Raw genomic sequence first — 22,685 nt, forward strand, 5'->3', positions numbered from 1 at the left:
GCGGCACCTTCTCTATAATACTGGGTCGCTGGTCGTTGTGGGTGCGCGGATCAGTTGCGGTACAAACATCATCCTTGGAGGACTGGTTCTTCGTGCATTGGGTCTGGCGCATCGTGATTTCGGGGGTCTGCCTGGCGGCATCGGCGCAGTCGTGGGCGCAGGCGCCCGCGGCCGACTCATCGGGGATGCGGATGGTGGGCAGCCTCGGCACGCATCGCGTGGCCGACGGCAACGACCAGCCCGCGTTTCTGATCGGCGACCAGATCCGCCAGGGCGACGACGACATCATCATCCTCGAGGGGGCCGCGCAGGTCCGCCGCATCGACGGCGTGGTCAAGGGGGACCGGATCGAGTACGACCGCGCCACCGGCGACCTGGACGTGCGCGGCAGCGGGCTGCTGATGCGCGATGCCAGCATCGTCGCCGGCCCGCACCTGCGCTACAACGTCGACTCGGAACAAGGCCGCATCGAGCAGCCCGCTTTTCGCCTGGGCGAGCGCGCGGGCTCCGGCACGGCCGATGCCGCCGACATCCTCAGCCGTGACATGATGCGGCTGTACGGCGTGCGCTACAGCGGCTGCCCGTGCCCCGACCCCGCCTGGTACATCGAGTCCAGCCGCGTCGACCTGTACATGGATCAGAACGAGGGCGTGGCGCGCAACGGGGTGCTGTACTTCAAGGATGTCCCCATCCTGTATTCCCCCTACCTGACCTTTCCCCTCAGCGACGAGCGCAAATCCGGCTTCCTGGTGCCCACCTACGGCACCTCGTCGAACAGCGGCTTCGAGCTCACCACGCCGTACTACCTGAACCTCGCGCCCAACTACGACGCCACCCTGTTTCCCCGCTACATGAGCAAGCGCGGCCTGCAGCTGGGCACCGAGGTGCGCTATCTGGGCCGGGAATACAGCGGACAGGCATTCGGCACCTACCTCATGCACGACCAGCAAAGGGGTGAAAAGCGCTGGATGTATTCCTGGCAGCATACGCAGCAGCTGCCGTACGGGCTGACCGCCTACCTGGATGCGCGCAAGGTGTCCGACGACGATTACTTCCGCGATTTCTCGACCTTCGGGCTCAATGACGCGGCCGTGACCTACATGCCCAGCCAGGCCCTGCTCTCGTGGTCGGGCAATCGCTACCTCAGCGGCTCGCTGCAGTTCTATCGCTACCAGACCCTGCAGGACAGCACCGGCTCGTTCATCACGCCGCCCTACGACAAGTTGCCCGAACTCTACATGCGGGCGCAGCACTACAACTGGAACGGCCTGGACATCGTGTCCGACAACTATGCGACGCGCTTCGTGTCGCCCATCTATCACGGCGACGCCTTTCCCCAGCAGTCCGGCCAGCGCCTGATGCCCAACGGGACGCGTGCCACCTCCTATACGACGATCTCCCGGCCCTTCGTGCTGCCCGGCGCCTACCTGACGCCCAAGATCGGCCTGCACATGAGCCACTACGAGACCGAATGGTTCTCGGCCGACCTGCCGGCCTATGCGGGCTGGCCCCGCAGCCAGTCGCGCGTGCTGCCCATCGCCTCGATCGACGGCGGGCTGACCTTCGAGCGCTCGACGACGCTGTTCGGCAACGACGCCATCCAGACCATCGAGCCGCGCGCCTATTACCTGTATGTGCCGTATCGCGACCAGTCACAGCTGCCGGTCTTCGATACCGGGGTGGCCACCTTCAATTTCATCCAGGCCTTCGACGAGAACATCTTCAGCGGCGGCTGGGACCGCATCGCCAATGCGAACCAGTTCACACTGGGCATGACCACGCGCTGGCTGGATGCCGACACCGGATTCGAGCGGCTGTCCCTGTCGGCGGCCCAGCGCTTCTATTTCACCGACCTCAAGGTCACCCTGCCGGGCCAGACCCCCCGGGTCGATAAAAAATCCGATTACCTGCTGGGCGCCAATGCGGCGCTCACCGACAAGTTCTCGGTGTATTTCGACGGGCAGTTCAAGGCCGAGACCCGCCAGCGCGAACGGCTGAGCACGGGCGTGCGCTGGAACCCCAAGCGCCTGGCGACGGTGTCGCTGGCCTATCGCTACGAACGCGATCCCAACGCCTATTACGATCCCTACCGCGTCTATAGCGACGATGCGACGATCGAATCGCGCGAACAGGTCAGCCTGAGCGGCCAATGGCCGATCTCGCGCCGATGGTACGGCGTGGGCCGCTATGATTATTCCTTGCAGGAAAAGCGCAGCACCCAGTCGATCCTGGGCCTGGAATATCGCGGCGACTGCTGCTGGACGGCCCGGGTGGTCATGCAGCGCTATGCGGTGTCGGCCGAAAAGGCCAACACCGCCGTCTTCCTGCAACTGGAGCTCTCCGGCCTGGGCTCGCTGGGCACCGATCCCATGAGACTGCTGTCCGAGCGGGTCGTCGGCTACGAGTCGGTGGCCGCGCCGATACCCGAAAAAACCGCCTTCGAGAGGTATGAATGATGTCTCGTCCGTACTATCCGGTCCGTGTCGCGCTGGTCCTCTGGGCCTTGTCGGGCCTCGTCGCGGGCGGCACCGCCCTGGCGGCGACCAAGGCGCCGCCCCAGCAGCAGGCCCCCAGCCAGCAGTTCGTCGACGGGATTGCCGCGGTCGTCAACAAGCAGGTCATCACGCTGCGCCAGTTGACCGTCAAGGCCGAGCAGATCCGCCGGCAGATGGCGCTGCAGAACGTGCCCGTGCCCGACGAGGCCACGCTGCGCCGCCAGGTCCTGCAGCAAATGATCAATGACGAGTTGCAGCGCCAGGAGGCCCAGCGTATCGGCCTGCGGGTCACCGACGAGCAGCTGGACCGCGCCGTGCAGTCCATCGCCGGGCGCAATCACCTGACGGCCGACCAGCTGCGCAACGAGATCCAGCGCGGCGGCTTGTCGTGGGAGGCCTACCGGGAGGAACTGCGCCAGCAGATCCGCGACGACATGCTGCGCCAGCGCCTGGTCGCGGACCACATCAACATCAGCGACAGCGACATCGATGCCTTCCTGAGCACCGGTGGCGCGACCGACCAGGTGGTTCCCCCGCCCCAGCCGCCGGCACCCGAGCCGCCGCCCCCGCCGCCGGCGCCGACCGGCCCCGAGCTCCTCGAGATCGCGCAGATCCTGATCGAGGTGCCCGAGCGCGCCTCCAGCGCGGAGGTCGAGGCCAAGCGCCGCGAGGCCGAAGCCATCCTGAATAAATTACGCAAGGGCGCCGATTTCGCGGGCGCGGCGGCGGCCTCCTCCGATGGTCCGCAGGCCCTGGACGGGGGCAGCATGGGTGTGCGCCCGCTGGCGGACTGGCCGGATCTGTTTGCGCAGGCCGTCCGCAATCTCGGGCCGGGCCAGATCTCGGGGATCCTGCAAAGTGGACGCGGCTTCCATATCCTGAAGGTGCTGCGCCGCGGCTATGCCCAGGCGCCCTCGGCGGCCCGTCGCCCGCCGCCGGCCCGCGCGCCCGCCGCCGCGCCGCCGCCCCAGCCCGCGCAGCGCCAGCAGCCCGTATCCGGACCGGTGATGGTCACGCAGACGCATGCGCGGCACATCCTGATCAAGACCACCAAGGTGACGAGCGACGACAAGGCCCGCACCCTGCTCGAGCAGCTGCGCACGCGCATCGAGCATGGCGAATCCTTCGCGGAGCTCGCCAAGCGATACTCCGAGGACGCCACGGCCCCGCAGGGCGGGGACCTCGGCTGGCTGTCGCCCGGCGATACGGTGCCGGCCTTCGAGGAAGCCATGGACGCGCTGGGCGACGGCCAGGTCAGCCAGCCCGTGAAGTCTCCCTTCGGCTGGCACCTGATCCAGGTCGAGGAGCGCCGCAGCAAGAACATGGAAAACGAAGTCCGCCGCATGCAGGCGCGCCGCGAACTCATGCAGCGCCGGATCGGGCCCGCATACGAGGAATGGCTGGATCAGTTGCGCGCCCAGGCCTACATCGACAATCGCCTCGTGGACGACACGCCGGCGGAACGCTGAGCATGGCCCACCAGGCACGCAAGCGTTTCGGCCAGCATTTCCTGCACGACGAGGCGGTGATCGCCGCCATCGTGCGCGCCATCGATCCGCAGCCCGCGGACCGCATGGTCGAGATCGGGCCCGGCCTGTCAGCGCTGACCCGGCCGCTGCTCGGGCACTTGGACCGCCTCCTGGTGGTCGAGCTCGACCGGGACCTGGCCGCGCGCCTGCGCCGCGAATGGCCGCCTGAACGCCTGGAGGTCCACGAGGGCGACGCGCTCGAAATGGATTTCGGTGCGATGGGCACGGACCTGCGGATCGTCGGCAACCTGCCCTACAACATCTCGACGCCGCTGTTGTTCCATCTGATGCAATGGGCGGACCAGGTCCAGGACCAGCATTTCATGTTGCAGCGCGAGGTGATCGAGCGCATGGTGGCCCGGCCCGGGGACACCCAGTACGGGCGCCTGTCGGTCATGCTGCAGGCGCGCTACCGGATGTCCAGCCTGTTCGACGTGCCGCCCGAGGCTTTCGAGCCGCCGCCGCGCGTGGTGTCCTCCGTGGTCCGCATGCGGCCGCTGGCCGGGGATGCGCTGCGCCGCCCGCGCAGCCCGCGGGCCTTCGAGCGCGTCGTGGCGCGCGCCTTCGAGCAGCGCCGCAAGATGCTGCGCGGCAGTCTCGGCGTCTGGGCCGAGGCCTTGGATTGGGACGCCTTGGGCATCCCCCCCACGGCGCGTCCCCAGGAGCTGTCGGTGGCCCAGTTCATGGACATGGCCGACGCCCTGGCGGCGGCCGGCGCGGAACCGACCGCCTAGTATCGCGCCGGATCAGTCTGCGCGGGTCCCGCGCTGGATCAGTTCGATCTTGTAGCCGTCGGGATCCTCGACGAAGGCGATCACGGTGCTGCCGTGCTTCATCGGACCGGCTTCGCGGACCACGTGGCCGCCCTTGGCCTTGATGCGCGCACAGGCGTCGTACGCATCCTCGACCTCGATGGCGATGTGGCCGTAGCCATTGCCCAGGTCGTAGTTTTCGGTGTCCCAGTTGTGGGTGAGCTCGAGCACCGCGCCGTCGGCCTCGTCCTGGTAGCCGACGAAGGCCAGCGTGAATCGTCCGTCGGGGTAGTCTTTCTGGCGCAGCAGGCGCATGCCCAGGATGTCAGTGTAGAACATGAGCGCGCGGTCGAGGTTGCCCACGCGCAGCATGGTGTGTAGCAGACGCATGATGGGTGATTCTCCCCAGGTGGTGGATGGAATGCCTCCATCATACGCAAATGCGGACCCGTGCGGGCGGCTCAGATCAGCGGCAGGCTGTCGGGGCTGTGCTGCGCCAGCGTGTCCCGGGCGGCCTTGAAGCCCGGCTGGAGGCGCTCGAGCTCGCGCCAGAAGGCGGGGCCGTGGTTCATGACGCGCAGGTGCGCGACTTCGTGGGCGACGACGTAGTCGATCAACGGCGGCTGGAAGTGGATCAGCCGCCAGTTCAGCCGGATGCGCCGGTCGCTGGTGCACGAGCCCCAGCGGCCGGTGGCCGAGGACAGGCCCCAGCCCTCCAGCGATTGTCCCGCCGCGGCCAGGAAGCGGTCCAGGCGGCGGCCGAAGTCGATCCGGGCGCGCTGCTGCAGCCAGGCGCCCGCGCTGTCCCGGATGCGGTCCGCGTCCGCATCCTCGGGCAGCGGCAGGCTGAGGACGTCGCCGGGGCGCGGGGCGTCGGCGTCGCCCGCGTAGCGGACGGCCCGAGTGCCGTCCAGGGCCAGCTCGATGCGTACGCCCAGGTAGGGAATGGCGCCGCCGGCGCGCCATTGCGTGGCCTGGAGGGCCAGCAGCTGCAGGCGTTCGGCGCGCTCCTCGAGCTTGCGCAGGATCCAGCCGGCCTTGTCGCGCACCACCTGATCGATCTGCGGCAGGGTGCTCCACGCGGGCGCCTGCACCAGCAGGCCGTCGTCGCGAATCACCAGGCCGATGGACTTGCGCCGCGAACGCCGCAGCAGGAATCCCAATGTCTGGGCATCCAGGACCACCTCGCGCCAGCGGGTGCCTGCGGGCAGCGCGTCCGGCCGCAGCGGCAGGATTGCGGGCGGCGCGGGGATGAGGGGGATCTCCTGGGAGCGTAGCGGGACCCCGGGCCGCACCCCGGCGTCCGCCGGGAACAGGTCAAGCTGTCGTCCCGTCATAGCGCTCGGGATTCAGGCGCCGCATTTCAGCCTCGATCCAGGCCTGGACCTCGGCGTTCAGGGCGGCGGGCGTCTTGCCCTCGGGGAGAATGATCGGTCCGAACGACACCGTGACCAGGCCCGGGGTCTTGATGAAGGCATTGCGCGGCCAGCGCTCGCCGGCGTTGTGGGCGACCGGAATCACCGGGGTGTTGGTGCGGCAGGCCAGCAGGGCGCCGCCTTGCTTGTAGCGGCCGATCTCGCCCGGCGCGACGCGCGTGCCCTCGGGGAACAGGACCGGCCAGCGCCCTTCGCGCAGGCGCCGGCCGCCGATGCTGACGACCTGATCGAAGGATTCCCGGCCTTTGCGCCGATCGATGGGGATCATGCTGAGCAGCGCCAGTCCCCAGCCGAAGAACGGCACCCGGTGCAGTTCCTTTTTATAGACGAAGACCACGTCGCGCGGCATCTGCGTGGCAAAGAACAGCGTTTCCCACGCCGATTGGTGTTTCGACAGAATGATCAGCGGACCGTCGGGGAGCTTCTCCATGCCCGTGACCTCGTAGCGGATGCCGAGGATCCAGCGGGCCGCCCAGAGGCACATCCGGGGCCATCCCGTGGTGAGCACATAGCGCCAGTGCAGGGGCAGGGGCGCCCACAGCACGCAGGCCAGCGCATAGGGGATCACCGTGACGACCATGAAGGCCATGTAGAGGCCGGATCGCAGTGTGTTCATGTCAGGCCTTCAGCAGGGCGTCGGCCACGGCCGTGAGGTCGTCGCGGACTTCGGTGCCGGCCGGCAGGTCATGGGAGCCGGTGTCCGCCCAGGTCTTGCGGCCTTTGCCGGTCAGCACCAGCCAGGGCGCGCAGCCGCATTGGGCCGCGGCCTGCAGGTCGCGCAGGCTGTCGCCCACCACCGGGACGCCTGCCAGCGGCACGTCCAGGCGGCGAGCGATGTCGTGCAGCATGCCGGGGGCCGGCTTGCGGCAGGCGCAGCCGTCCGCAGGGCCGTGGGGACAGATGAAGATCGCATCGATCCGGCCGCCGGCCTCGGCCACGGCCTGGTGCATCTTGGTGTGGATCGCGGTCAGGGTATCCATGGTGAACAGCCCCCGCGCGATGCCCGACTGGTTGCTGGCGACCACGACGCGCCAGCCCGCGCGCGACAGCCGGCCGATCGCGTCCAGGCTGCCGTCGATGGGGATCCATTCGGCCGGCGACTTGATGAACGCGTCGCTGTCGTGGTTGATGACCCCGTCGCGGTCCAGGATGATGAGTTTCACCGGGCGAGCCTCGACAGATCGGCCACCTGGTTCATCAGGCCGTGCAGGGAGCGCAGCAGGGCCAGGCGGTTGGCCCGCACGCGAGGATCTTCGGCCATGACCATGACGTCGGTGAAGAAGGCGTCGACGGCGGCGCGGGCCTGGGCCAGCGTGGCCAGGCTGGCGGTGAAGTCACCGGCCTGCAACTGGGCGGTGGCCTGGGGTTCCAGGCGGGCGATGGTCTCGGCCAGTTGGCGCTCGGCCGGTTCGGCCAGCAGAGCCGGGTCGAAGTCCGACTGCGCGTCGTCGGCCTTTTTCAGCAGATTGCTGACGCGCTTGTTGGCGGAGGCCAGGGATTCGGCCTCGGGCAGCGCGGCGAATCGTTCGCAGGCCTGGACGCGTGCCGCAACCTGATGCAGCGGCGGGCGCAGGGCTAGCACCGCGTCGATGGCCGAGCGCTCGTAGTGGGCCGCCAATTGATTGCGGCAGCGCTCGTAGACGAAGTCCAGCACGGCCTCGACCGTACCCTCGGCGAGCTGGCCGGGCGCGAAGTTGGCCGCGGCCTGTTCCAGCAGGGCCGACAGGCGCGCCGGTGAGTCCTGGCTGGCCTGCAACTGGCCGCCGGCCGTGAGTTGTTCGTAGGCGCTGATCAGGCCCAGGGCCGCGCGGCGCAGGCCGTAGGGGTCGCGTTCGCCCGTGGGGGCCAGGCCGATGCCCCAGATCCCGATCAGGGTCTCGGCGCGTTCCGCCATGTACAGCACGGCGGACGTGAGCGTGGCATCGGTGACCGGCTCGTCCAGGCGGACGCGATATTGATCGCGCAGGGCGCGCGCGACGACGGGCGGTTCGCCGTCGTGGGCTGCGTAGTAGGCCCCCATGATGCCTTGCAGTTCGGGGAACTCGCCCACCATCTGGGTGCTCAGGTCGGCGTGCGCCAGCATGGCGGCGCGGGCGGCGGGCTCGAATGGTCCGCCCAGCAGCGGCGCCAGCCAGCGGGCCAGCTTGCGCACGCGCTCGGTGCGCTGCAACTGGGTGCCGAGCTTGTTGTGGTAGACGCTGTTGGCCAGCTCGGCCACCCGGTCGATCAGCGGTGTCTTCAGGTCGGTCTGGTAGAAGAACTGCGCGTCGGCCAGGCGCGGGCGCACCACGCGCTGATTGCCCTGGATGATGTGGGCCGGATCGGCGGGCTGCGAATTGCTGACGATCAGGAAGCGGTGGGTCAGCGCGCCCGTGGCCGGGTCGAACAGGGGGAAATATTTCTGGTTCAGCCGCATCGTCAGGATCAGGCATTCCGGCGGCACGGCCAGGAATTCTTCCTCGAAGGCGCCGACGTAGACCGTCGGGTATTCGACCAGGGCGGTGACTTCGTCCAGCAGGGCCTCGACCTCCGGCTCCTGGCCGATGGTCGCGCCCAGGGCGGCAGAAGATTCCGCCAGCTGGCTGGCGATCAGCGCGCGCCGCTCGGCAAAGGACGGCACCACACGGCCTTCGCCAGACAGGCGCTCGGCCCAGGTCTCGGCGGAGTCGATGGACAGCGGGCCGCTGCTCTGGAAGCGGTGGCCCAGGGTGAGCCGGTCGGCTTCCAGGCCCAGCGTGCGCACCGGCACGACGTCCGCGCCCCACAGGGCCAGCAGGCGCTGGGCCGGCCGCACGAACTTGACGTTGGTGCGGCCGTCGGCCAACTGGTATTGCATGACCTTGGGGATGGGCAGGTGGGTGACGGCGTAGTCCAGGGCCTGCTGCAGGCCGTCGGCCAGCCGCGCGCCGGGGGCGGTGCCCTCGGCGTAGAGCACGTCCTGCTTGCCGTCGTGCCGGCGGCTGAGATCGGCGGCGCCCAGGTGCCCCAGGCCTTTGGCCTGGAGCTTTTTCAGCAGCGCGGGGGTGGGTTCACCCGCTTCGTTCAGGCCGATGGCCGCAGGCATGAGCTTTTCGGCGTAGGCCTGGTCGGGAGCCTGGCCCAGGACGGCGTCCAGCCGCACGGCCAGGCGCCGGGGCGTGGCGTAGGCGGCGGCGCCGGGGCCGGCCAGCAGGCCGAGCGTGTCCAGCGTCTTGCGGATGCCTTCGGCAAAGGCCTGGCCCAGGGCGTCGAGCGCCTTGGGAGGGAGTTCTTCGGTGACCAGCTCGACGATCAGCGGGCGTGCGTTCGGGTTCGTGCTCATTTACGCGACCTCCCGCAGCATGGGGAAGCCCAGGCGTTCGCGCGCATCGTAGTAGGCCTGCGCCACGGCGCGGGACAGGGCGCGGATGCGGCCGATGTAGGTGGCGCGTTCGGTGACGCTGATGGCGCCGCGCGCGTCCAGCAGGTTGAAGGTGTGGGCGGCCTTCAGCGTCGCCTCGTAGGCGGGCAGGGCGAGCGGGACTTCGATCAGGCGTTTGGCCTCGGCCTCGTAGTCGTTGAAGTGGGCGAACAGCATGGCGGTGGAGGCAATCTCGAAGTTGTAGGTGGACTGTTCGACCTCGTTCTGGTGGAACACGTCGCGGTAGTACACGGGCGCGCCGTCGGGCCCCTGGGTCCAGACCAGGTCATAGACCGATTCCACACCCTGCAGGTACATGGCCAGGCGTTCCAGGCCGTAGGTGATTTCACCCATGGTCGGATCGCAGTCCAGCCCGCCCACCTGCTGGAAGTAGGTGAACTGGGTGACTTCCATGCCGTTGAGCCAGACCTCCCAACCCAGGCCCCAGGCACCCAGCGTGGGGTTTTCCCAGTCGTCCTCGACGAAGCGGATGTCGTGCTGCCGGGGATCGATGCCCAGGCTGCGCAGCGAGTCGATGTACAGTTCGAGGATGTCCGGGGGCGCGGGCTTGAGCACCACCTGGAACTGGTAGTAGTGCTGCAGCCGGTTGGGGTTGTCGCCGTAGCGGCCGTCCTTGGGGCGCCGCGAGGGCTGGACGTAGGCTGCGCGCCAGGGCTCCGGGCCGATCGCGCGCAGGAAGGTGGCGGTGTGCGAGGTCCCGGCGCCGACCTCCATGTCGTAGGGCTGGAGCAGGGTGCAGCCCTGACGATCCCAGTATTGCTGGAGCGATAGAATCAACTGTTGGAATGTGAGCATGGATGATGGGCGGCGCGGGGTGTCGCGGTCAATGGAAGGTTCGTATCGGGGCCGGTTCGCGGGTGTGGCGCCCGGGGTCCGTCCCGCAGGGATCGACCGGTGCGCCGCGCCCCATTTTATCTGTTTCATTCCCGCAGGGTGGCCGGGCGCCGCCGCGCCGCCGGGGACGCAATACAATCGGGCGGATCAATCACATTCATCGAGCACGGACAGAAAAGGGGAAAACCATGAGTGACGTCCTGGAACTGCGGGTCGTGGACCGTATCCAGATCATGAGCATCAACCGGCCCGAGGCCCGCAATGCCATCAACCTGGAGGCCGCCGAGGCGATCGCCGCCGCCATGGACGCACTGGACGGCAATCCCGATGTCGACCTGGGCATCCTGACCGGGTCGGGCGGCAATTTTTGCGCCGGCATGGACCTGAAGGCCTTCGCCCGGACCGGCCAGCGCCCCTACGTGGGCGAGCGCGGCTTCGCCGGCCTGTGCGAACGCCCCCCGGCCAAGCCCCTGATCGCCGCCATCGAGGGCTATGCCCTGGCGGGCGGCTGCGAACTCGCCCTGGCCTGCGACCTGATCGTGGCCTCGCGCGAGGCCCGTCTCGGCCTGCCCGAAACCAAGCGCGGCCTGGTGCCGGGCTCGGGCGGCATGCTGCGGCTGCCGGCGCGCATCCCCTATCACGTGGCGATGGAGGCGGTCCTCACGGGCGACATGATGGGGGCGGAGCGCCTGCACCAGCTGGGTTTGATCAACCGCCTGGCCGAGCCGGGCGCCGCGCTGGACGAGGCTCTGGCGCTGGGCCGCACGATCGCGGCCAATGGCCCGCTGGCGGTGCGCGCCGCCAAGCACGTCATTTCGCAGTCGCGCAATTGGCGCCAGGACGAGATGTTCGACCTGCAGCGCCCGCGCATCGCCCACATTTTCGCCTCGGAGGATGCGCGCGAGGGCGCCACCGCATTCGCCGAGAAGCGCCCCCCGGTCTGGAAGGGCCGCTGACGGCCATGCCGGGGCGGCTGCGCCCGCCTGGCCTCTGAAGGAGTACACGACATGCACGACAAACTGCTGCGCACCGCGCTGTTCGTACCGGCGATCCGGCCCGACCGCCTGCCCAAGGCGCTGGCCACCGAGGCCGACGCCGTCATCATCGATCTCGAGGACTCGGTGGCCCCGGACGACAAACTCACCGCGCGCCGCCACCTGGCCGAGTTCGCGGCCGCCCATCCCGACGAGCGTTTCATGGTGCGCATCAACGACGGCACCACGACCTGGTTCGATCAGGACCTGGCCCTGTGCCGGGAGCTGCCCGGCGTCGTCGGGATCGTGTTGCCCAAGGCCGAGGCCGCGCGCCACGTCCATATTGTCTCGGGGGCGGGCAAGCCCCTGATTCCGGTGATCGAGAGCGCGCGCGGCCTGCGCAACCTGGACGGGATCGCCGGGGCGGCCGGGGTCTGGCGCCTGTCCTTCGGAATCCTGGACCTGATGCTCGAGTTCGGCACGCGTCCGGGCACCGAGGGGTCGGCCCGCATCCTGGACCAGGTGCGCTACCAGATCCTCCTGCACAGCAGCATGAACGGCCTGCCGCCGCCGCTGGATACGATTTATGCCGATTTTTCGGACCTCGAGGGCCTGGGACGGCGGATCGCCGTGGCCCGCGACATGGGGTTCGGGGGCATGCTGTGCATCCACCCGGCCCAGATTCCCATCGTGCACGAGGCCTTCCTGCCCTCGGCCGACGAACTCGACTGGGCGCGGCGCGTCCTGGCCGAAGCCGAACGCGGCGGTGCGCTGGCCTTCCGGGTGGATGGGCGCATGGTCGACCTGCCCTTGATCGAGCGGGCGCGGCGCCTGCTGGCGCGAGACGGCCAATGAAAGCCTACCTCGACCTCGTCCAGAGCATCTTCGACCAGGGTTCCTGGCAGGACAACCGCACGGGAGTGCGTACGCTCAGCCTGCCGGGCGCCTGCCTGCGCTTCGACCTGCGTGCGGGCTTTCCCGCGGTCACCACCAAGCGCCTCGCCTTCAAGTCCGCCATGGGCGAGCTGATCGGTTTTCTGCGGGGGGCGGACAGTGCGGCGCAGTTCCGGGCGCTGGGTTGCAAGGTCTGGGACCAGAACGCCAACGAGAATGCCCATTGGCTGGCCAATCCCCACCGTTCGGGGCCGGACGACCTGGGGCCGGTCTATGGCGTGCAGTGGCGCCGCTGGCCCGCCTACAAGCTGTTGCCCGCGCAGGCGGCGGCCCGCATTGCCGCGGCCCGGGATCAGGGCTATCGCCCCGTGGCCGAATTCGACGAGGACGGCGTCCCCAGCGTGTTGCTGTACAAGGCGGTCGACCAGTTGCGCGCCTGCCTGGATGCCCTGATCCGCGATCCGGCCAGCCGGCGCATCCTGTTCCATGGCTGGAACTGGGCGCAGCTGGACGAAATGGCCTTGCCGCCGTGCCACCTGCTCTACCAGTTCCTCGCCAACCCCGCCACGCGGGAACTGTCCTTGTGCCTGTACATCCGCAGCAACGACGTGGGGCTGGGCACGCCCTTCAACCTGGCCGAGGGCGCCGCGCTGACGCACCTGGTGGCGCGCCTGACGGGCTACGAGCCGCGCTGGTTCACGTATTTCATCGGCGACGCCCACATCTACGAGACCCACGCGGACATGCTGCGCGAACAATTGCGCCGCGAGCCGCTGCCCCTGCCGCGCCTGGAATTGTCCTCGCGCATCCCGGACTACGCCGCGACGGGCCGCTACGAGCCCGACTGGCTCGAGCGCATCGAGCCCGGGGATTTCACGCTGGCCGATTACCGCCACCACGCGCCGCTGACCGCCCCGATGGCGGTGTAGCCGGGCGGCGGCGCGGGAGGGTCAGGCCTCCAGGACCTCGACCGAGTGCGTGATGGCGGCGGTCTTTTCCAGCATGGCGATCGCCGAGCAGTACTTGCTGTGCGACAGCTCGACCGCGCGTTCGACGGCCGCCGCCGGCAGGCCGCTGCCGCTGACCGTGAAGGCGTAGTGGATGGCGGTGAAGACCTTGGGATCGGTGTCGGCGCGTTCGGCGGTGAGCGTGACCCGGCAGCCGGTGACCGCATGCCGGCCGCGCTTGAGGATCAGCACGACGTCGTAGGCGGCGCAGCCGCCGGCCCCCGTCAACACGGTTTCCATCGGCCGTGCGGCCAGGTTCCGGCCGCCGCCCTCGGGCGCGCCGTCCATGGCGATGACGTGGCCGCTGCCCGTGCGGGAAATGAACAGCATGCCCTCGGGGCCCTGCCAATCGATCGTGCATTCCATGGTGCGTGGTCCTGTTGAAAGCCCGCCGGAAAACCCGCAGGCGACATAGGGTAATTAAGGATTGATTAAGTCTCTAGATTTATCATAGATCAATTCTGCCGGTACAATGGCAGCGCTCTGAGGGCCGATTTTCGGCGCCTCCCACACTTCCAGTCATCAATCGGAAATCGCGTGGATACCGTCACCATACTCCTGCTCACGTTCATTTTATCCGTCACGGGCCTGGGCATCTTCATCTGGTCGCTGCGGCGCAATATGTTCGATGAGAATCCCGAGGCGGCGGGCGTCATTTTCTCGACCGGCGAAATCGGCCACATCGAGGATCCCTCGGCCACGGCCGCCCAAAAGGCCGGCCTGCAGAAGACCGTCGCCGACAGCGGCACGGCGGTCGTCGATCCGTCCCTTGCGGGGCAACTCAAGGTCGAGCTTGCAGAACGCCTCGAGGCCGACCAGTCCACGGCCTTCGTGGTGTTCACCTTCCTGTGCTGTGCCATCGTCTGGCTGGTGCTGGCCTCGGTCTTCGGCCTGATCAGCTCGATCAAGCTGCACGATCCCGAGTTCCTCACCCAGTATGCCTGGCTGACGTTCGGCCGCACCCGGACGCTGCACCTGAACATGGTGGCCTACGGCTGGGCGCCGATGGCGGCCTTCGGCGTGGCCATCTGGACGCTGCCGCGCCTGCTCAAGACCCATCTGTACGGCGGGCGCTTTGCCATCCTGGGCTGCATGCTGTGGAATGCCGGCCTGATCGCCGGCCTGGGCAGCATCGCCGCCGGCATCAACGACGGCCTGGAATGGCTCGAGATCCCCTGGCAGGTCAGCGTCCTGATCGTGCTGGGCGGGGCGCTGATCGCGCTGCCCCTGGTATTCACGCTGCAGAACCGCAAGGTCGACCACCTGTACGTCTCGATCTGGTACATGGGCGCGGCGCTGTTCTGGTTCCCCGTGCTGTACCTGGTGGGCAAGATCCCCGGCGTGCACTTCGGCGTCGAGCAGGCGACCATGAACTGGTGGTTCGGGCACAACGTGCTGGGCCTGTACTACACGCCGATCGCGCTGGCGTCGGTCTATTACTTCCTGCCCAAGATCATCGGCCGGCCGATCCAATCCTACAACCTGTCGCTGATCGGCTTCTGGGCGCTGGCGTTCTTCTACGGGCAAGTGGGCGGCCACCACCTGGTGGGCGGGCCGGTGCCCCATTGGCTGATCACCCTGTCGATCGTGCAGAGCATGATGATGATCGTGCCGGTGCTGGCCTTTTCGGTGAACCAGCACCTCACCATGCGCGGCAACTTCCGCACCATGGTGTATTCGCCCACGCTGCGCTTCATCGTGCTGGGCGCCATGATGTATACCCTGAGCTCGGTGCAGGGCTCGTTCGAGGCCCTGCGCTCCGTCAGCACCGTCGCCCACTTCACGCACTTCACCGTGGCGCACGCCCACCTGGGGCTGTACGGGTTCTTTTCACTGGTGATGTTCGGTGCCATGTATTTCGTCATGCCGCGCGTCATGTCCTGGGAATGGCCGCATCCGAAACTCATCGTCCTGCATTTCTGGCTGGTGGTGACCGGCTTCGGCATCTACTTCGTGACGCTGTCGATCGGCGGCTGGCTGCAGGGCCTGGCGATGCTCGATGCCAGCCGGCCGTTCATGGATTCCGTGCGGGTCACGATCCCCTACCTTGAAGGGCGCTCGGTGGGCGGCGCCATCATGACGCTGGGCCACCTGGTCTTCGCCGTGCATTTCGCCCTCATGGCCCTGCGCTACGGCCCAAGCCGCGTGGGACCCGCCCTCTTGCATGGAAAACGTCAGCCTGTCGTCCAGGCGGCGGTAGGTGCCTGATCATGGAAAGCGAATACAAACTCCTCAGCGGCGCGATGGTGACCCTCGCGCTGGCGACCGCCACGCTCGTCGTGGTGCCCTATATGCAACTGTCCGACGTGCCGCCGCCCGAAGGGCTCAAGCCCTATACCGAGGCCCAGCTGCGCGGGCGCGAGGTCTATATCGCCAACGGTTGCGTCTATTGCCACTCGCAGCAGCCCCGCAGCCAGTCCCAGGCGCCCGACTTCCAGCGCGGCTGGGGCCGCGCGCCGGTGGCCGGCGACTATTACTACGACCATCCGCACCTGCTGGGCACGATGCGCACGGGGCCGGACCTGTTCAACATCGGCGCGCGCCAGCCCAGCGTGGACTGGAACCTCGGCCACCTCTACGAGCCGCGCGCCTACGTGCCGGGCAGCACCATGCCCGCTTTCCCATTCCTGTTCAAGCTCAAGGACAAGGCCGATGCGGACGACAAGGTGGTCAACGTGCCGCCCAGCTATGCCCCGTCCGGCCAGGTCATCGTGGCCACGCCGCAGGCGCTCGACCTGGTCGAGTACCTCATCGGGCTGGACCACACGTACCCGGTCAAACCCAATGCCGCCTTGCGCTGAGCGCGGGCGACGGGTACTAGGAGAACAGAATGACGGACCAAAAGACCACGGACAGTCAGCAGCGGCGCGAGCAGCCCGAGCCCTACGAGGGCAGCCGCCCGGTGCCCAAGCTGGTGCTCACCATCATCGGCGCCCTGTTCGTCTGGGCGGCGTACTACATCTGGGCGACATACAACCCCATGCCGGCGAACCTGGGCGATGACCGGGTGGCCGCCGATTTCGCGGTGCCGGTCGCCGCGGACGGAGGCCAGCTCTATACCGCCAATTGCGTCGCCTGTCACCAGGCCTCGGGCGCGGGCGTGCCAGGGGTGTTTCCGCCGCTGGCGGGTTCCGAGTGGGTCATCGGGGATCCGGCGGTGGCGGTGCGCATCATCCTGCATGGCGTCAAGGGGCCATTGACGGTGATGGGCACCCAGTACAACGGCGAGATGCCGCATTTCAAGGAAAAATTCTCGGATGCCGAACTCGCGGCGGTGGTCAGCCACATCCGCACGAGCTTCGGCAATACCGCCGGCGAGGTCGACGCCAAGCTGGTCCAGCAAGAGCGCGAGGCGACCAAGGACCATCCGGACCACTGGAACGGCGACGAGGAGCTCCTGCCCATGCTCAAGCAGTAGCCGCGGGATGCGTTGGGCTCTGGCCTTGCTGCTGGCCCTGGCCGCCGGGACCGGGGCTCTGTATTGGGTGACGGCGGGCTTTACCGTCTTGACGGCCGAGGGCGCCCGCCGCCAGGCCGTCGCCCTCGAGCCGCGGCCCCTGCCCGATGCGCCGGTGATCGGCGCCGCCGGTCGAACGACGACGCTGCTGGCGGACCTGTCGGCCGACGGCCGCGTGGCGATCGTCAATTTCTTTTATTCCCGCTGCATGTCGCTGTGCCTGGCCCAGGGATCGCAGACCGAGCGCCTGCAGCGGGCGATCGACGAACGAGGTCTGGCCGCACGTGTGCGCCTGTTGAGCATCAGCTTCGATCCGCGCGACGGGGCGCGCGAGCTCGCCGATTATGCGCGGCGCATGCACGCGCAGGCGCGCACCTGGCAATTCCTGTCGTTTGCCGATCCGGAGGCGGGCGCGCGGCTGCTGGACCTGTTCGGCATCGTGGTCGTGCCCGCCCCCCTGGCCCAGTTCGAGCACAATGCCGCTTTTCACGTGGTGACGCCGGACGGACGCCTGGCGCGCATCGTCGACCTGGACGATCCGGGCGACGCCCTGCAAGCCGCCGTGGACCTGGCCGCGGAGGCCGGGCGATGAACATGCGCGGCCCCTGGCCTCCCGCGCTCGCCGCACTGGCGTTCTACGCCGTGGCGCTGATCTGGCGCGCGCCGCTCACCGCCTCGATGAGTACGCACATGCTGGTCCAGATTCCGCTGCTGGTCCTGGCCGGCGTCTGCGCCGAGCGGGCCTGGCGCGCGTGGCGCGACCGCGCGGGCGGCGCGGGCTCATCGAGGCGGCCCCCGGCCTGGTCCTATAATGAATACGGCATGCCGGGCTTGCTGTTCGCCAGCCTGGTCGGCACCTGCTGGATGGTGCCCAAGGCGCTGGACGATGCGCTGGTCGATTGGCGGATGGCGGCGTTCAAGGTGCTCGGCCTGCCGGTGGCGGGGTGGATCCTGGGGGCGTCGCTGCGGCGCTCCAATACTGTGGTCAAGCTCTTCTTCCTGGGCAATTTCTGCTGGATGAGCGCCATCGTCGGCTTGATCTACCTGGACCAGCCGGCGCGGCTGTGCAACGCCTACCTGCTGGACGACCAGGCGTGGGCCGGCAACGGCCTGATCGCTTTGTCGATCCTGCTGCCCCTCGCGTGGCTGCTGGTCCGGATCAAGCCGGTCTGGCGTTTTCTGAATCGTTAGGAGTCCCATCATGACGCAGGCAATCACGGAAACCGAATGGAAGCGACGCCGCGGACCGCTGGACGCGGTGCTGACCGAAGTGGGCCGGGCGCTGCAGGTGCTCGACGGCTCGGTCGCCGCGGCGCGGCCCAATCCGGCCGGCCCCCGGCCCGTCGATGCCGTCGAACTCGAGGGCGATCATGCCCGCCACGCGGCCGGGCTGATGCGTGTGAACCACGTCGGCGAGATCTGCGCCCAGGCCCTGTATCGCGGCCAGGCGCTGTTTTGCCGCGATGCATCAATTCGCGCAGTCCTGCATCAGGCCGCGGCCGAGGAGGTCGATCACCTGGTCTGGTGCCGCCAGCGCCTGGACGAATTGCGCAGCCGGCCCAGCGTCTTCAATCCCCTGTGGTACCTGGGCGCTTTTTCCCTGGGCGTGGTCGCCAGCCGCGCCGGCATTCCCTACAACCTCGGCTTCATGGCGGAAACCGAACGCCAGGTCGAGGAGCACCTGGACGGCCATCTGGACACGTTGCCGCCGCAGGACGAGCGCTCGCGCCGCATCGTCACGCAGATGCGGGACGACGAGATCGGCCACCGGGCGACGGCCGAGCACCACGGGGCCCACCGCTTGCCGGCACCCGTGCGCATGGCCATGCGCGGCATGTCGCGCGTGATGACGGCCACGGCGTACCGCCTATAGGAGGGCGGAAGGGCAAACGGGGCCGATTGTGTAAGGCTTTGTGACCCTAGGGTTTGTCCTGAATGACAAACTCAACATTTACTCGACGGTTTTGTGAAAAAAATACCACGGACTGGCGACGCTCACGAAAGAACACAAATTTTTCTTGCATTGCACCATACGCTTTTATATAATTTGCTTATCGGATGTCGAAACGTGATTGCAGCGGGAAAACCCTGAATCACGCCAGGCTCGGGCCCAGGCCCTCGCAGCCACGACTTGCCAAGGTTGTCTCCTCCACCCTCCTCCTTTGGTGGATTTAGCCCAGGATCTTCGGATCTTGGGCTTTTTTTTGCGTTCGGCCGCCGGCCGCGCCCCGGAAACCTGTTCCTTGCAGAAGGGCCGGCTTGAGTTATTCGCGCTGCGGCGTAAGATAGCGACGCGCTGAGGGGGCAGCGGTTTGTTGCATTTGTATCCGTTGTTCGAGGACACGGTCGGCACCCTCGGCCCATAATGCCTTTTGACCTTTTTTCCTGGTTTTGCCGTGAATGTTCCCAACCTGTCGGAGACACTGACCTGGCCGGTCATCTGTATCGTGGCTTTCCTGGTCGGCGGGCTGATCGTGGCCTCCGAGCGTTGGCACGGCCGGCTGACGGGCGACACCGACATGCACAAGCCGCAGGCCATGCATGCGCGCGCCGCGCCGCGCGTGGGCGGCCTGGCGGTGGTGGCCGGCAGTCTGGCGGGCTTGCTGGTGCTCGGCCCCAGCAACATGACGCTGACCTGGCTGTGGCCGGTGTTGTTCATCGCCGCCATGCCGGTCTTCGTGGCCGGCTTGCTCGAGGACATCACCAAGGACGTCGGCTCGGGCAAGCGCCTCATCGCCGCCTTCGTGTCGGCCGCCATCGCCTGGTGGCTGCTGGGCGGGGTCTCGCGCGTGGGCTGGTCCTGGGCGGACGCCGCCCTGGCGGTGTGGCCCGTTTCCCTGGTCTTTACGATGGTGGCGGTGGGCGGCTGCACGCATGCCCTCAACATCGTCGACGGCATGAACGGCCTGGCCGGCATGATCGCGACCCTGATGGCGGTGTCGCTGGCGCTGGTGGCGCTGCAGGTCCAGGACATCCCGATCTTCCTGATCGCCGCGGCCCTGGCCTCGGCCACCTTGGGTTTCCTGGTCTGGAATTTTCCGTTCGGACGGGTCTTCCTCGGCGACGGCGGCGCCTACTTCCTGGGGTTCATGCTGGCCGAGCTGGCGGTGCAGCTCGTGGTGCGCAACCCCAGCGTGTCGCCTTTCTATGCGCTGGCGGTATTGTTCTATCCGGTGTTCGAGACCTTGTTCTCGATCTGGCGGCGCCGTTTCAAGCGCGGCGTCCCCGTCGACCAGCCGGATGCCCTGCATCTGCACCAGCTGGTCTTCCGGCGGCTGGTGCGCGTCACCTTCAGCCGCGATCGCCGCCACGCGGTGCCCGCCCTGTGCAATGCCATGACCTCGCCCTATCTGTGGGTCCTGGCGTTGATCGGGCTGGTCCCGGCCACGATCTGGTGGGACGATCCCTGGATGCTGTGCGCCAGCATGCTGGCCTTTGCCGGCGCCTACATCTGGCTGTATTCACGCCTGGTGTCCTGGCGGCGCCCGCGCTGGCTGCTGCTGCCTTCGCTGGGGCGCGGCGGCCGCCAAAAGTAAAAGACGCCCGCCATTAGTAAAATCTAGGACACATCATCTCGGTAACGGAGAAAATCTTGGACATTCAGGACGTAAAGCTGGCGGTCGTGGGCCTGGGCTACGTGGGCCTGCCCCTGGCGGTCGAATTCGGCAAGCAGCGCGAGGTGCTGGGCTTCGACATCAACGCGCGCCGCATCGAGGAATTGCGCGCGGGGACGGACCACACCCTCGAGGTGTCCGGCGAGGAACTCGCCGAGGCCAAGCATCTGCGTTTCAGCCACGTGCCGACCGAACTCGCCGCAGCCAACGTCTTCATCGTCACGGTGCCCACGCCCATCGACCAGTACAAGCAGCCGGATCTGACCCCGCTCGAGCGCGCGAGCGAGACCATCGGCCGCGTCCTCAAGCGCGGCGACATCGTGATCTATGAATCCACCGTCTATCCGGGCGCGACCGAGGAGGTCTGCGTGCCGGTGCTCGAGCGGATCTCGGGCCTGGTCTTCAACCAGGACTTCTACGCCGGCTACAGCCCCGAGCGCATCAATCCGGGCGACAAGACGCACCGGGTCTCGACGATCCGCAAGGTCACCGCGGGCTCGACGCCCGAGGTCGCGGAACTGGTCGACGCGATCTATCGCCAGATCATCGTCGCCGGGACTCACAAGGCCTCGTCGATCAAGGTCGCCGAGGCGGCCAAGGTGATCGAGAACACCCAGCGCGACGTCAACATCGCGCTGATCAACGAGCTGGCGCTGATCTTCAACCGCCTGGGGATCGATACCCTGGACGTGCTCGAGGCGGCCGGCACCAAATGGAATTTCCTGCCCTTCCGGCCCGGCCTGGTCGGCGGCCACTGCATCGGGGTGGACCCGTACTACCTCACCCACAAGGCCCAGTCGATCGGCTATCACCCCGAGATCATCCTGGCCGGGCGCCGCTTGAACGACTCGATGGGCGGCTACGTGGTCGCGCAACTGGTCAAGGCGATGACCAAGCAATGCATCCAGGTGCAGGGCTCGCGGGTATTGGTGATGGGCCTCACCTTCAAGGAAAACTGTCCGGACCTGCGCAATACGCGGGTGGTGGACATTGTGCGCGAGCTCTCCGAATACAGCATCCACGTCGACGTCCATGATCCCTGGGTCGATGCCGACGAGGCTTTCCACGAATACGGCATCCGGCCGGTCGCCCAGCCCGAGAGGGGCGGCTATGACGGCATCGTCATCGCCGTCGCCCATCGCGAGTTCGTCGAGATGGGCGCCGCCGCCCTGCGCGCCCTGGGCAAGCCCGAGCACGTGCTCTACGATCTGAAGTACGTGCTGCGCGCCGACGAATCCGATCTGCGTCTCTAGGAGTCCGCCATGAATCCCCGCTACCAGGAAGTGTGCGCGGCCCTGCGGTCCCGGCCCCGTGCCTGGCTGGTCACCGGCTGCGCCGGCTTCATCGGCTCGAACCTGCTCGAAACGCTGCTGGATCTGGACCAGACGGTCGTGGGACTGGACAATTTCTCGACCGGCTACCGGCGCAATCTCGACGAGGTCCAGCGCCTGGTGACACCCGCGCGCTGGGCGCGGTTCCGCTTCATCGAAGGCGACATCCGCGACCTGGACACCTGCCGCGAGGCGGTGCGCGGCGTCGAGCACGTCCTGCATCAGGCGGCGCTGGGCTCGGTGCCGCGTTCGCTCAAGGATCCGATCACCAGCAACGCCGTCAACGTGGGCGGGCAGCTGAACATGCTGGTCGCCGCGCGCGACGAGGCGGTGAAATCCTTCGTCTATGCCGCCTCCAGCTCGACCTACGGCGACCATCCGGGCCTGCCCAAGGTCGAGGACCGCATCGGCAAGCCGCTGTCGCCCTACGCGGTCACCAAGTACGTCAATGAACTCTATGCGGACGTATTCGCCCGCGCCTACGGCTTCGGCACCGTCGGACTGCGCTATTTCAACGTCTTCGGCCGCCGTCAGGATCCGGACGGCGCCTATGCGGCGGTCATTCCCAAGTGGGTGTCGGCCATGATCCGCCAGGAGGACGTGACCATCAACGGAGATGGCGAGACCAGCCGCGATTTCTGCTTCGTCGACAATGTCGTGCAGGCCAACCTGCTGGCCGCGTGCGCGCCGCCCGAAGGGGTCAACCAGGTCTACAACGTCGCCTACAACGCGCGCACTACGCTCAACCAGCTCTTCGAGCATCTGCGCGAGACCTTGGGACGCAACGGCGTCAGCTACGCGCGCGCCCCCCGGCACGTCGATTTCCGTCCCGGCGACGTCCGCCATTCACAGGCGGACATCGCCAAGGCCGGCCGGTTGCTGGGCTACGCGCCCACCCACGACATCCTCCAGGGACTCGAGGTCGCGATGCCCTGGTATACCCAGTTCCTGCGTTGACCGGG

Annotated in this window: 22 protein-coding genes; 15 read left to right on the forward strand and 7 right to left on the reverse strand. The window is 67.7% G+C overall.

The window, feature by feature from the left end; translation table 11 throughout:
* Positions 1–74: 74 nt before the first annotated feature.
* From OOZ48_RS07310 to rsmA, 3 genes are read left to right on the forward strand one after another with little or no spacing between them, the layout of a single operon-like run.
* Positions 75–2,456, forward strand: coding sequence for an LPS-assembly protein LptD (locus OOZ48_RS07310; RefSeq protein ID WP_269496938.1), 2,382 nt, complete (start codon positions 75–77; stop codon positions 2,454–2,456).
* A complete protein-coding gene (locus OOZ48_RS07315; RefSeq protein ID WP_269496940.1) occupies positions 2,453–3,964 on the forward strand; it encodes a peptidylprolyl isomerase in 1,512 nt (503 codons plus the stop codon). Before OOZ48_RS07310 ends, OOZ48_RS07315 begins: the two co-directional genes overlap by 4 nt.
* A 2-nt stretch (positions 3,965–3,966) precedes the next feature.
* The gene (rsmA, locus tag OOZ48_RS07320; protein ID WP_269496942.1) at positions 3,967–4,758 is read left to right on the forward strand and encodes a 16S rRNA (adenine(1518)-N(6)/adenine(1519)-N(6))-dimethyltransferase RsmA; all 792 of its coding nucleotides are present in this window, start codon (positions 3,967–3,969) and stop codon (positions 4,756–4,758) included.
* Between the two features lie 12 nt (positions 4,759–4,770).
* Here rsmA and gloA read toward each other — a convergent pair whose 3' ends face one another.
* From gloA to glyQ, 6 genes are all read right to left on the reverse strand, one after another.
* Complete coding sequence (gene gloA / locus OOZ48_RS07325) at positions 4,771–5,166, reverse strand: lactoylglutathione lyase (protein WP_269496944.1); 396 nt, start codon at positions 5,164–5,166, stop codon at positions 4,771–4,773.
* A 71-nt stretch (positions 5,167–5,237) separates the two neighbouring features.
* Positions 5,238–6,113, reverse strand: coding sequence for a M48 family metallopeptidase (locus OOZ48_RS07330; RefSeq protein ID WP_269496945.1), 876 nt, complete (start codon positions 6,111–6,113; stop codon positions 5,238–5,240).
* On the reverse strand, positions 6,094–6,828 hold the full coding sequence (locus OOZ48_RS07335) for a lysophospholipid acyltransferase family protein (RefSeq protein ID WP_269496946.1): 735 nt from the start codon (positions 6,826–6,828) through the stop codon (positions 6,094–6,096). Before OOZ48_RS07335 ends, OOZ48_RS07330 begins: the two co-directional genes overlap by 20 nt.
* Before the next feature lies 1 nt (position 6,829).
* Positions 6,830–7,375, reverse strand: coding sequence for a D-glycero-beta-D-manno-heptose 1,7-bisphosphate 7-phosphatase (gene gmhB, locus OOZ48_RS07340; RefSeq protein ID WP_269496948.1), 546 nt, complete (start codon positions 7,373–7,375; stop codon positions 6,830–6,832).
* Positions 7,372–9,513: a glycine--tRNA ligase subunit beta gene (gene glyS, locus OOZ48_RS07345; RefSeq protein WP_269496949.1), complete on the reverse strand. Its 2,142-nt coding sequence runs from the start codon at positions 9,511–9,513 to the stop codon at positions 7,372–7,374. The genes gmhB and glyS overlap by 4 nt, the downstream gene beginning before the upstream one ends.
* Positions 9,514–10,407 carry a glycine--tRNA ligase subunit alpha gene (gene glyQ, locus OOZ48_RS07350; RefSeq protein ID WP_269496951.1) on the reverse strand — a complete coding sequence of 298 codons (894 nt, stop codon included), beginning with the start codon at positions 10,405–10,407 and terminating at the stop codon, positions 9,514–9,516.
* A 227-nt stretch (positions 10,408–10,634) separates the two neighbouring features.
* On the opposite strand from glyQ, the gene OOZ48_RS07355 reads away from it, so the two are divergent.
* The 3 genes from OOZ48_RS07355 to OOZ48_RS07365 are packed head-to-tail and all read left to right on the forward strand — an operon-like array spanning position 10,635 to position 13,243.
* Positions 10,635–11,402: a crotonase/enoyl-CoA hydratase family protein gene (locus OOZ48_RS07355; protein WP_269496953.1), complete on the forward strand. Its 768-nt coding sequence runs from the start codon at positions 10,635–10,637 to the stop codon at positions 11,400–11,402.
* Positions 11,403–11,453: 51 nt separating this feature from the next.
* Positions 11,454–12,275, forward strand: a complete 822-nt coding sequence (locus tag OOZ48_RS07360) for an HpcH/HpaI aldolase/citrate lyase family protein (RefSeq protein WP_269496955.1) — start codon at positions 11,454–11,456, stop codon at positions 12,273–12,275.
* Entirely contained in the window at positions 12,272–13,243 is a 972-nt protein-coding gene (locus OOZ48_RS07365; RefSeq protein ID WP_269496957.1) for a thymidylate synthase, read from the forward strand. Before OOZ48_RS07360 ends, OOZ48_RS07365 begins: the two co-directional genes overlap by 4 nt.
* A 21-nt stretch (positions 13,244–13,264) precedes the next feature.
* On the opposite strand, the gene OOZ48_RS07370 is transcribed toward OOZ48_RS07365, so the two are convergent.
* On the reverse strand, positions 13,265–13,687 hold the full coding sequence (locus tag OOZ48_RS07370) for an OsmC family protein (protein ID WP_269496958.1): 423 nt from the start codon (positions 13,685–13,687) through the stop codon (positions 13,265–13,267).
* Positions 13,688–13,858: 171 nt separating this feature from the next.
* Between OOZ48_RS07370 and OOZ48_RS07375 the strand changes: the two genes are divergently transcribed.
* The 9 genes from OOZ48_RS07375 (at position 13,859) to OOZ48_RS07415 (ending at position 22,680) form a co-directional block, all read left to right on the forward strand.
* Complete coding sequence (locus tag OOZ48_RS07375; protein WP_269496960.1) at positions 13,859–15,529, forward strand: cbb3-type cytochrome c oxidase subunit I; 1,671 nt, start codon at positions 13,859–13,861, stop codon at positions 15,527–15,529.
* Positions 15,530–15,531: 2 nt separating this feature from the next.
* Positions 15,532–16,122, forward strand: coding sequence for a cbb3-type cytochrome c oxidase subunit II (locus OOZ48_RS07380; protein ID WP_269496962.1), 591 nt, complete (start codon positions 15,532–15,534; stop codon positions 16,120–16,122).
* 29 nt (positions 16,123–16,151) lie between these two features.
* The gene (locus OOZ48_RS07385; RefSeq protein WP_269496963.1) at positions 16,152–16,739 is read left to right on the forward strand and encodes a c-type cytochrome; all 588 of its coding nucleotides are present in this window, start codon (positions 16,152–16,154) and stop codon (positions 16,737–16,739) included.
* 7 nt (positions 16,740–16,746) lie between these two features.
* Positions 16,747–17,370: an SCO family protein gene (locus tag OOZ48_RS07390; RefSeq protein WP_269496965.1), complete on the forward strand. Its 624-nt coding sequence runs from the start codon at positions 16,747–16,749 to the stop codon at positions 17,368–17,370.
* Positions 17,367–17,969, forward strand: coding sequence for a hypothetical protein (locus OOZ48_RS07395; RefSeq protein ID WP_269496966.1), 603 nt, complete (start codon positions 17,367–17,369; stop codon positions 17,967–17,969). The genes OOZ48_RS07390 and OOZ48_RS07395 overlap by 4 nt, the downstream gene beginning before the upstream one ends.
* A gap of 10 nt (positions 17,970–17,979) precedes the next feature.
* Positions 17,980–18,651 carry a 2-polyprenyl-3-methyl-6-methoxy-1,4-benzoquinone monooxygenase gene (gene coq7, locus OOZ48_RS07400; protein ID WP_269496967.1) on the forward strand — a complete coding sequence of 224 codons (672 nt, stop codon included), beginning with the start codon at positions 17,980–17,982 and terminating at the stop codon, positions 18,649–18,651.
* Between the two features lie 550 nt (positions 18,652–19,201).
* The gene (locus OOZ48_RS07405) at positions 19,202–20,314 is read left to right on the forward strand and encodes an MraY family glycosyltransferase (protein WP_269497426.1); all 1,113 of its coding nucleotides are present in this window, start codon (positions 19,202–19,204) and stop codon (positions 20,312–20,314) included.
* Positions 20,315–20,370: 56 nt separating this feature from the next.
* Complete coding sequence (gene tviB / locus OOZ48_RS07410; RefSeq protein ID WP_269496969.1) at positions 20,371–21,645, forward strand: Vi polysaccharide biosynthesis UDP-N-acetylglucosamine C-6 dehydrogenase TviB; 1,275 nt, start codon at positions 20,371–20,373, stop codon at positions 21,643–21,645.
* Positions 21,646–21,654: 9 nt separating this feature from the next.
* Positions 21,655–22,680, forward strand: coding sequence for an SDR family oxidoreductase (locus OOZ48_RS07415; protein WP_269496971.1), 1,026 nt, complete (start codon positions 21,655–21,657; stop codon positions 22,678–22,680).
* The last annotated feature ends 5 nt before the right edge of the window (positions 22,681–22,685 follow it).

Origin of the sequence: Castellaniella sp. S9, from assembly GCF_027257175.1 — a bacterium.
Classification (GTDB): Bacteria; Pseudomonadota; Gammaproteobacteria; order Burkholderiales; family Burkholderiaceae_B; genus Castellaniella.

Excerpts from the sequence above, each read along its gene's own strand:
- OOZ48_RS07385 (WP_269496963.1), top strand. The coding sequence starts at position 16,152 with ATGACGGACCAAAAGACCACGGACAGTCAGCAGCGGCGCGAGCAGCCC.
- coq7 (WP_269496967.1), top strand. The coding sequence starts at position 17,980 with ATGACGCAGGCAATCACGGAAACCGAATGGAAGCGACGCCGCGGACCG.
- OOZ48_RS07360 (WP_269496955.1), top strand. The coding sequence starts at position 11,454 with ATGCACGACAAACTGCTGCGCACCGCGCTGTTCGTACCGGCGATCCGG.
- OOZ48_RS07380 (WP_269496962.1), top strand. The coding sequence starts at position 15,532 with ATGGAAAGCGAATACAAACTCCTCAGCGGCGCGATGGTGACCCTCGCG.
- OOZ48_RS07370 (WP_269496958.1), bottom strand. The coding sequence starts at position 13,687 with ATGGAATGCACGATCGATTGGCAGGGCCCCGAGGGCATGCTGTTCATT.
- OOZ48_RS07365 (WP_269496957.1), top strand. The coding sequence starts at position 12,272 with ATGAAAGCCTACCTCGACCTCGTCCAGAGCATCTTCGACCAGGGTTCC.
- OOZ48_RS07355 (WP_269496953.1), top strand. The coding sequence starts at position 10,635 with ATGAGTGACGTCCTGGAACTGCGGGTCGTGGACCGTATCCAGATCATG.
- OOZ48_RS07335 (WP_269496946.1), bottom strand. The coding sequence starts at position 6,828 with ATGAACACACTGCGATCCGGCCTCTACATGGCCTTCATGGTCGTCACG.
- glyQ (WP_269496951.1), bottom strand. The coding sequence starts at position 10,407 with ATGCTCACATTCCAACAGTTGATTCTATCGCTCCAGCAATACTGGGAT.
- OOZ48_RS07315 (WP_269496940.1), top strand. The coding sequence starts at position 2,453 with ATGATGTCTCGTCCGTACTATCCGGTCCGTGTCGCGCTGGTCCTCTGG.
- rsmA (WP_269496942.1), top strand. The coding sequence starts at position 3,967 with ATGGCCCACCAGGCACGCAAGCGTTTCGGCCAGCATTTCCTGCACGAC.
- OOZ48_RS07390 (WP_269496965.1), top strand. The coding sequence starts at position 16,747 with ATGCGTTGGGCTCTGGCCTTGCTGCTGGCCCTGGCCGCCGGGACCGGG.
- OOZ48_RS07395 (WP_269496966.1), top strand. The coding sequence starts at position 17,367 with ATGAACATGCGCGGCCCCTGGCCTCCCGCGCTCGCCGCACTGGCGTTC.
- gloA (WP_269496944.1), bottom strand. The coding sequence starts at position 5,166 with ATGCGTCTGCTACACACCATGCTGCGCGTGGGCAACCTCGACCGCGCG.
- OOZ48_RS07415 (WP_269496971.1), top strand. The coding sequence starts at position 21,655 with ATGAATCCCCGCTACCAGGAAGTGTGCGCGGCCCTGCGGTCCCGGCCC.
- OOZ48_RS07330 (WP_269496945.1), bottom strand. The coding sequence starts at position 6,113 with ATGACGGGACGACAGCTTGACCTGTTCCCGGCGGACGCCGGGGTGCGG.
- glyS (WP_269496949.1), bottom strand. The coding sequence starts at position 9,513 with ATGAGCACGAACCCGAACGCACGCCCGCTGATCGTCGAGCTGGTCACC.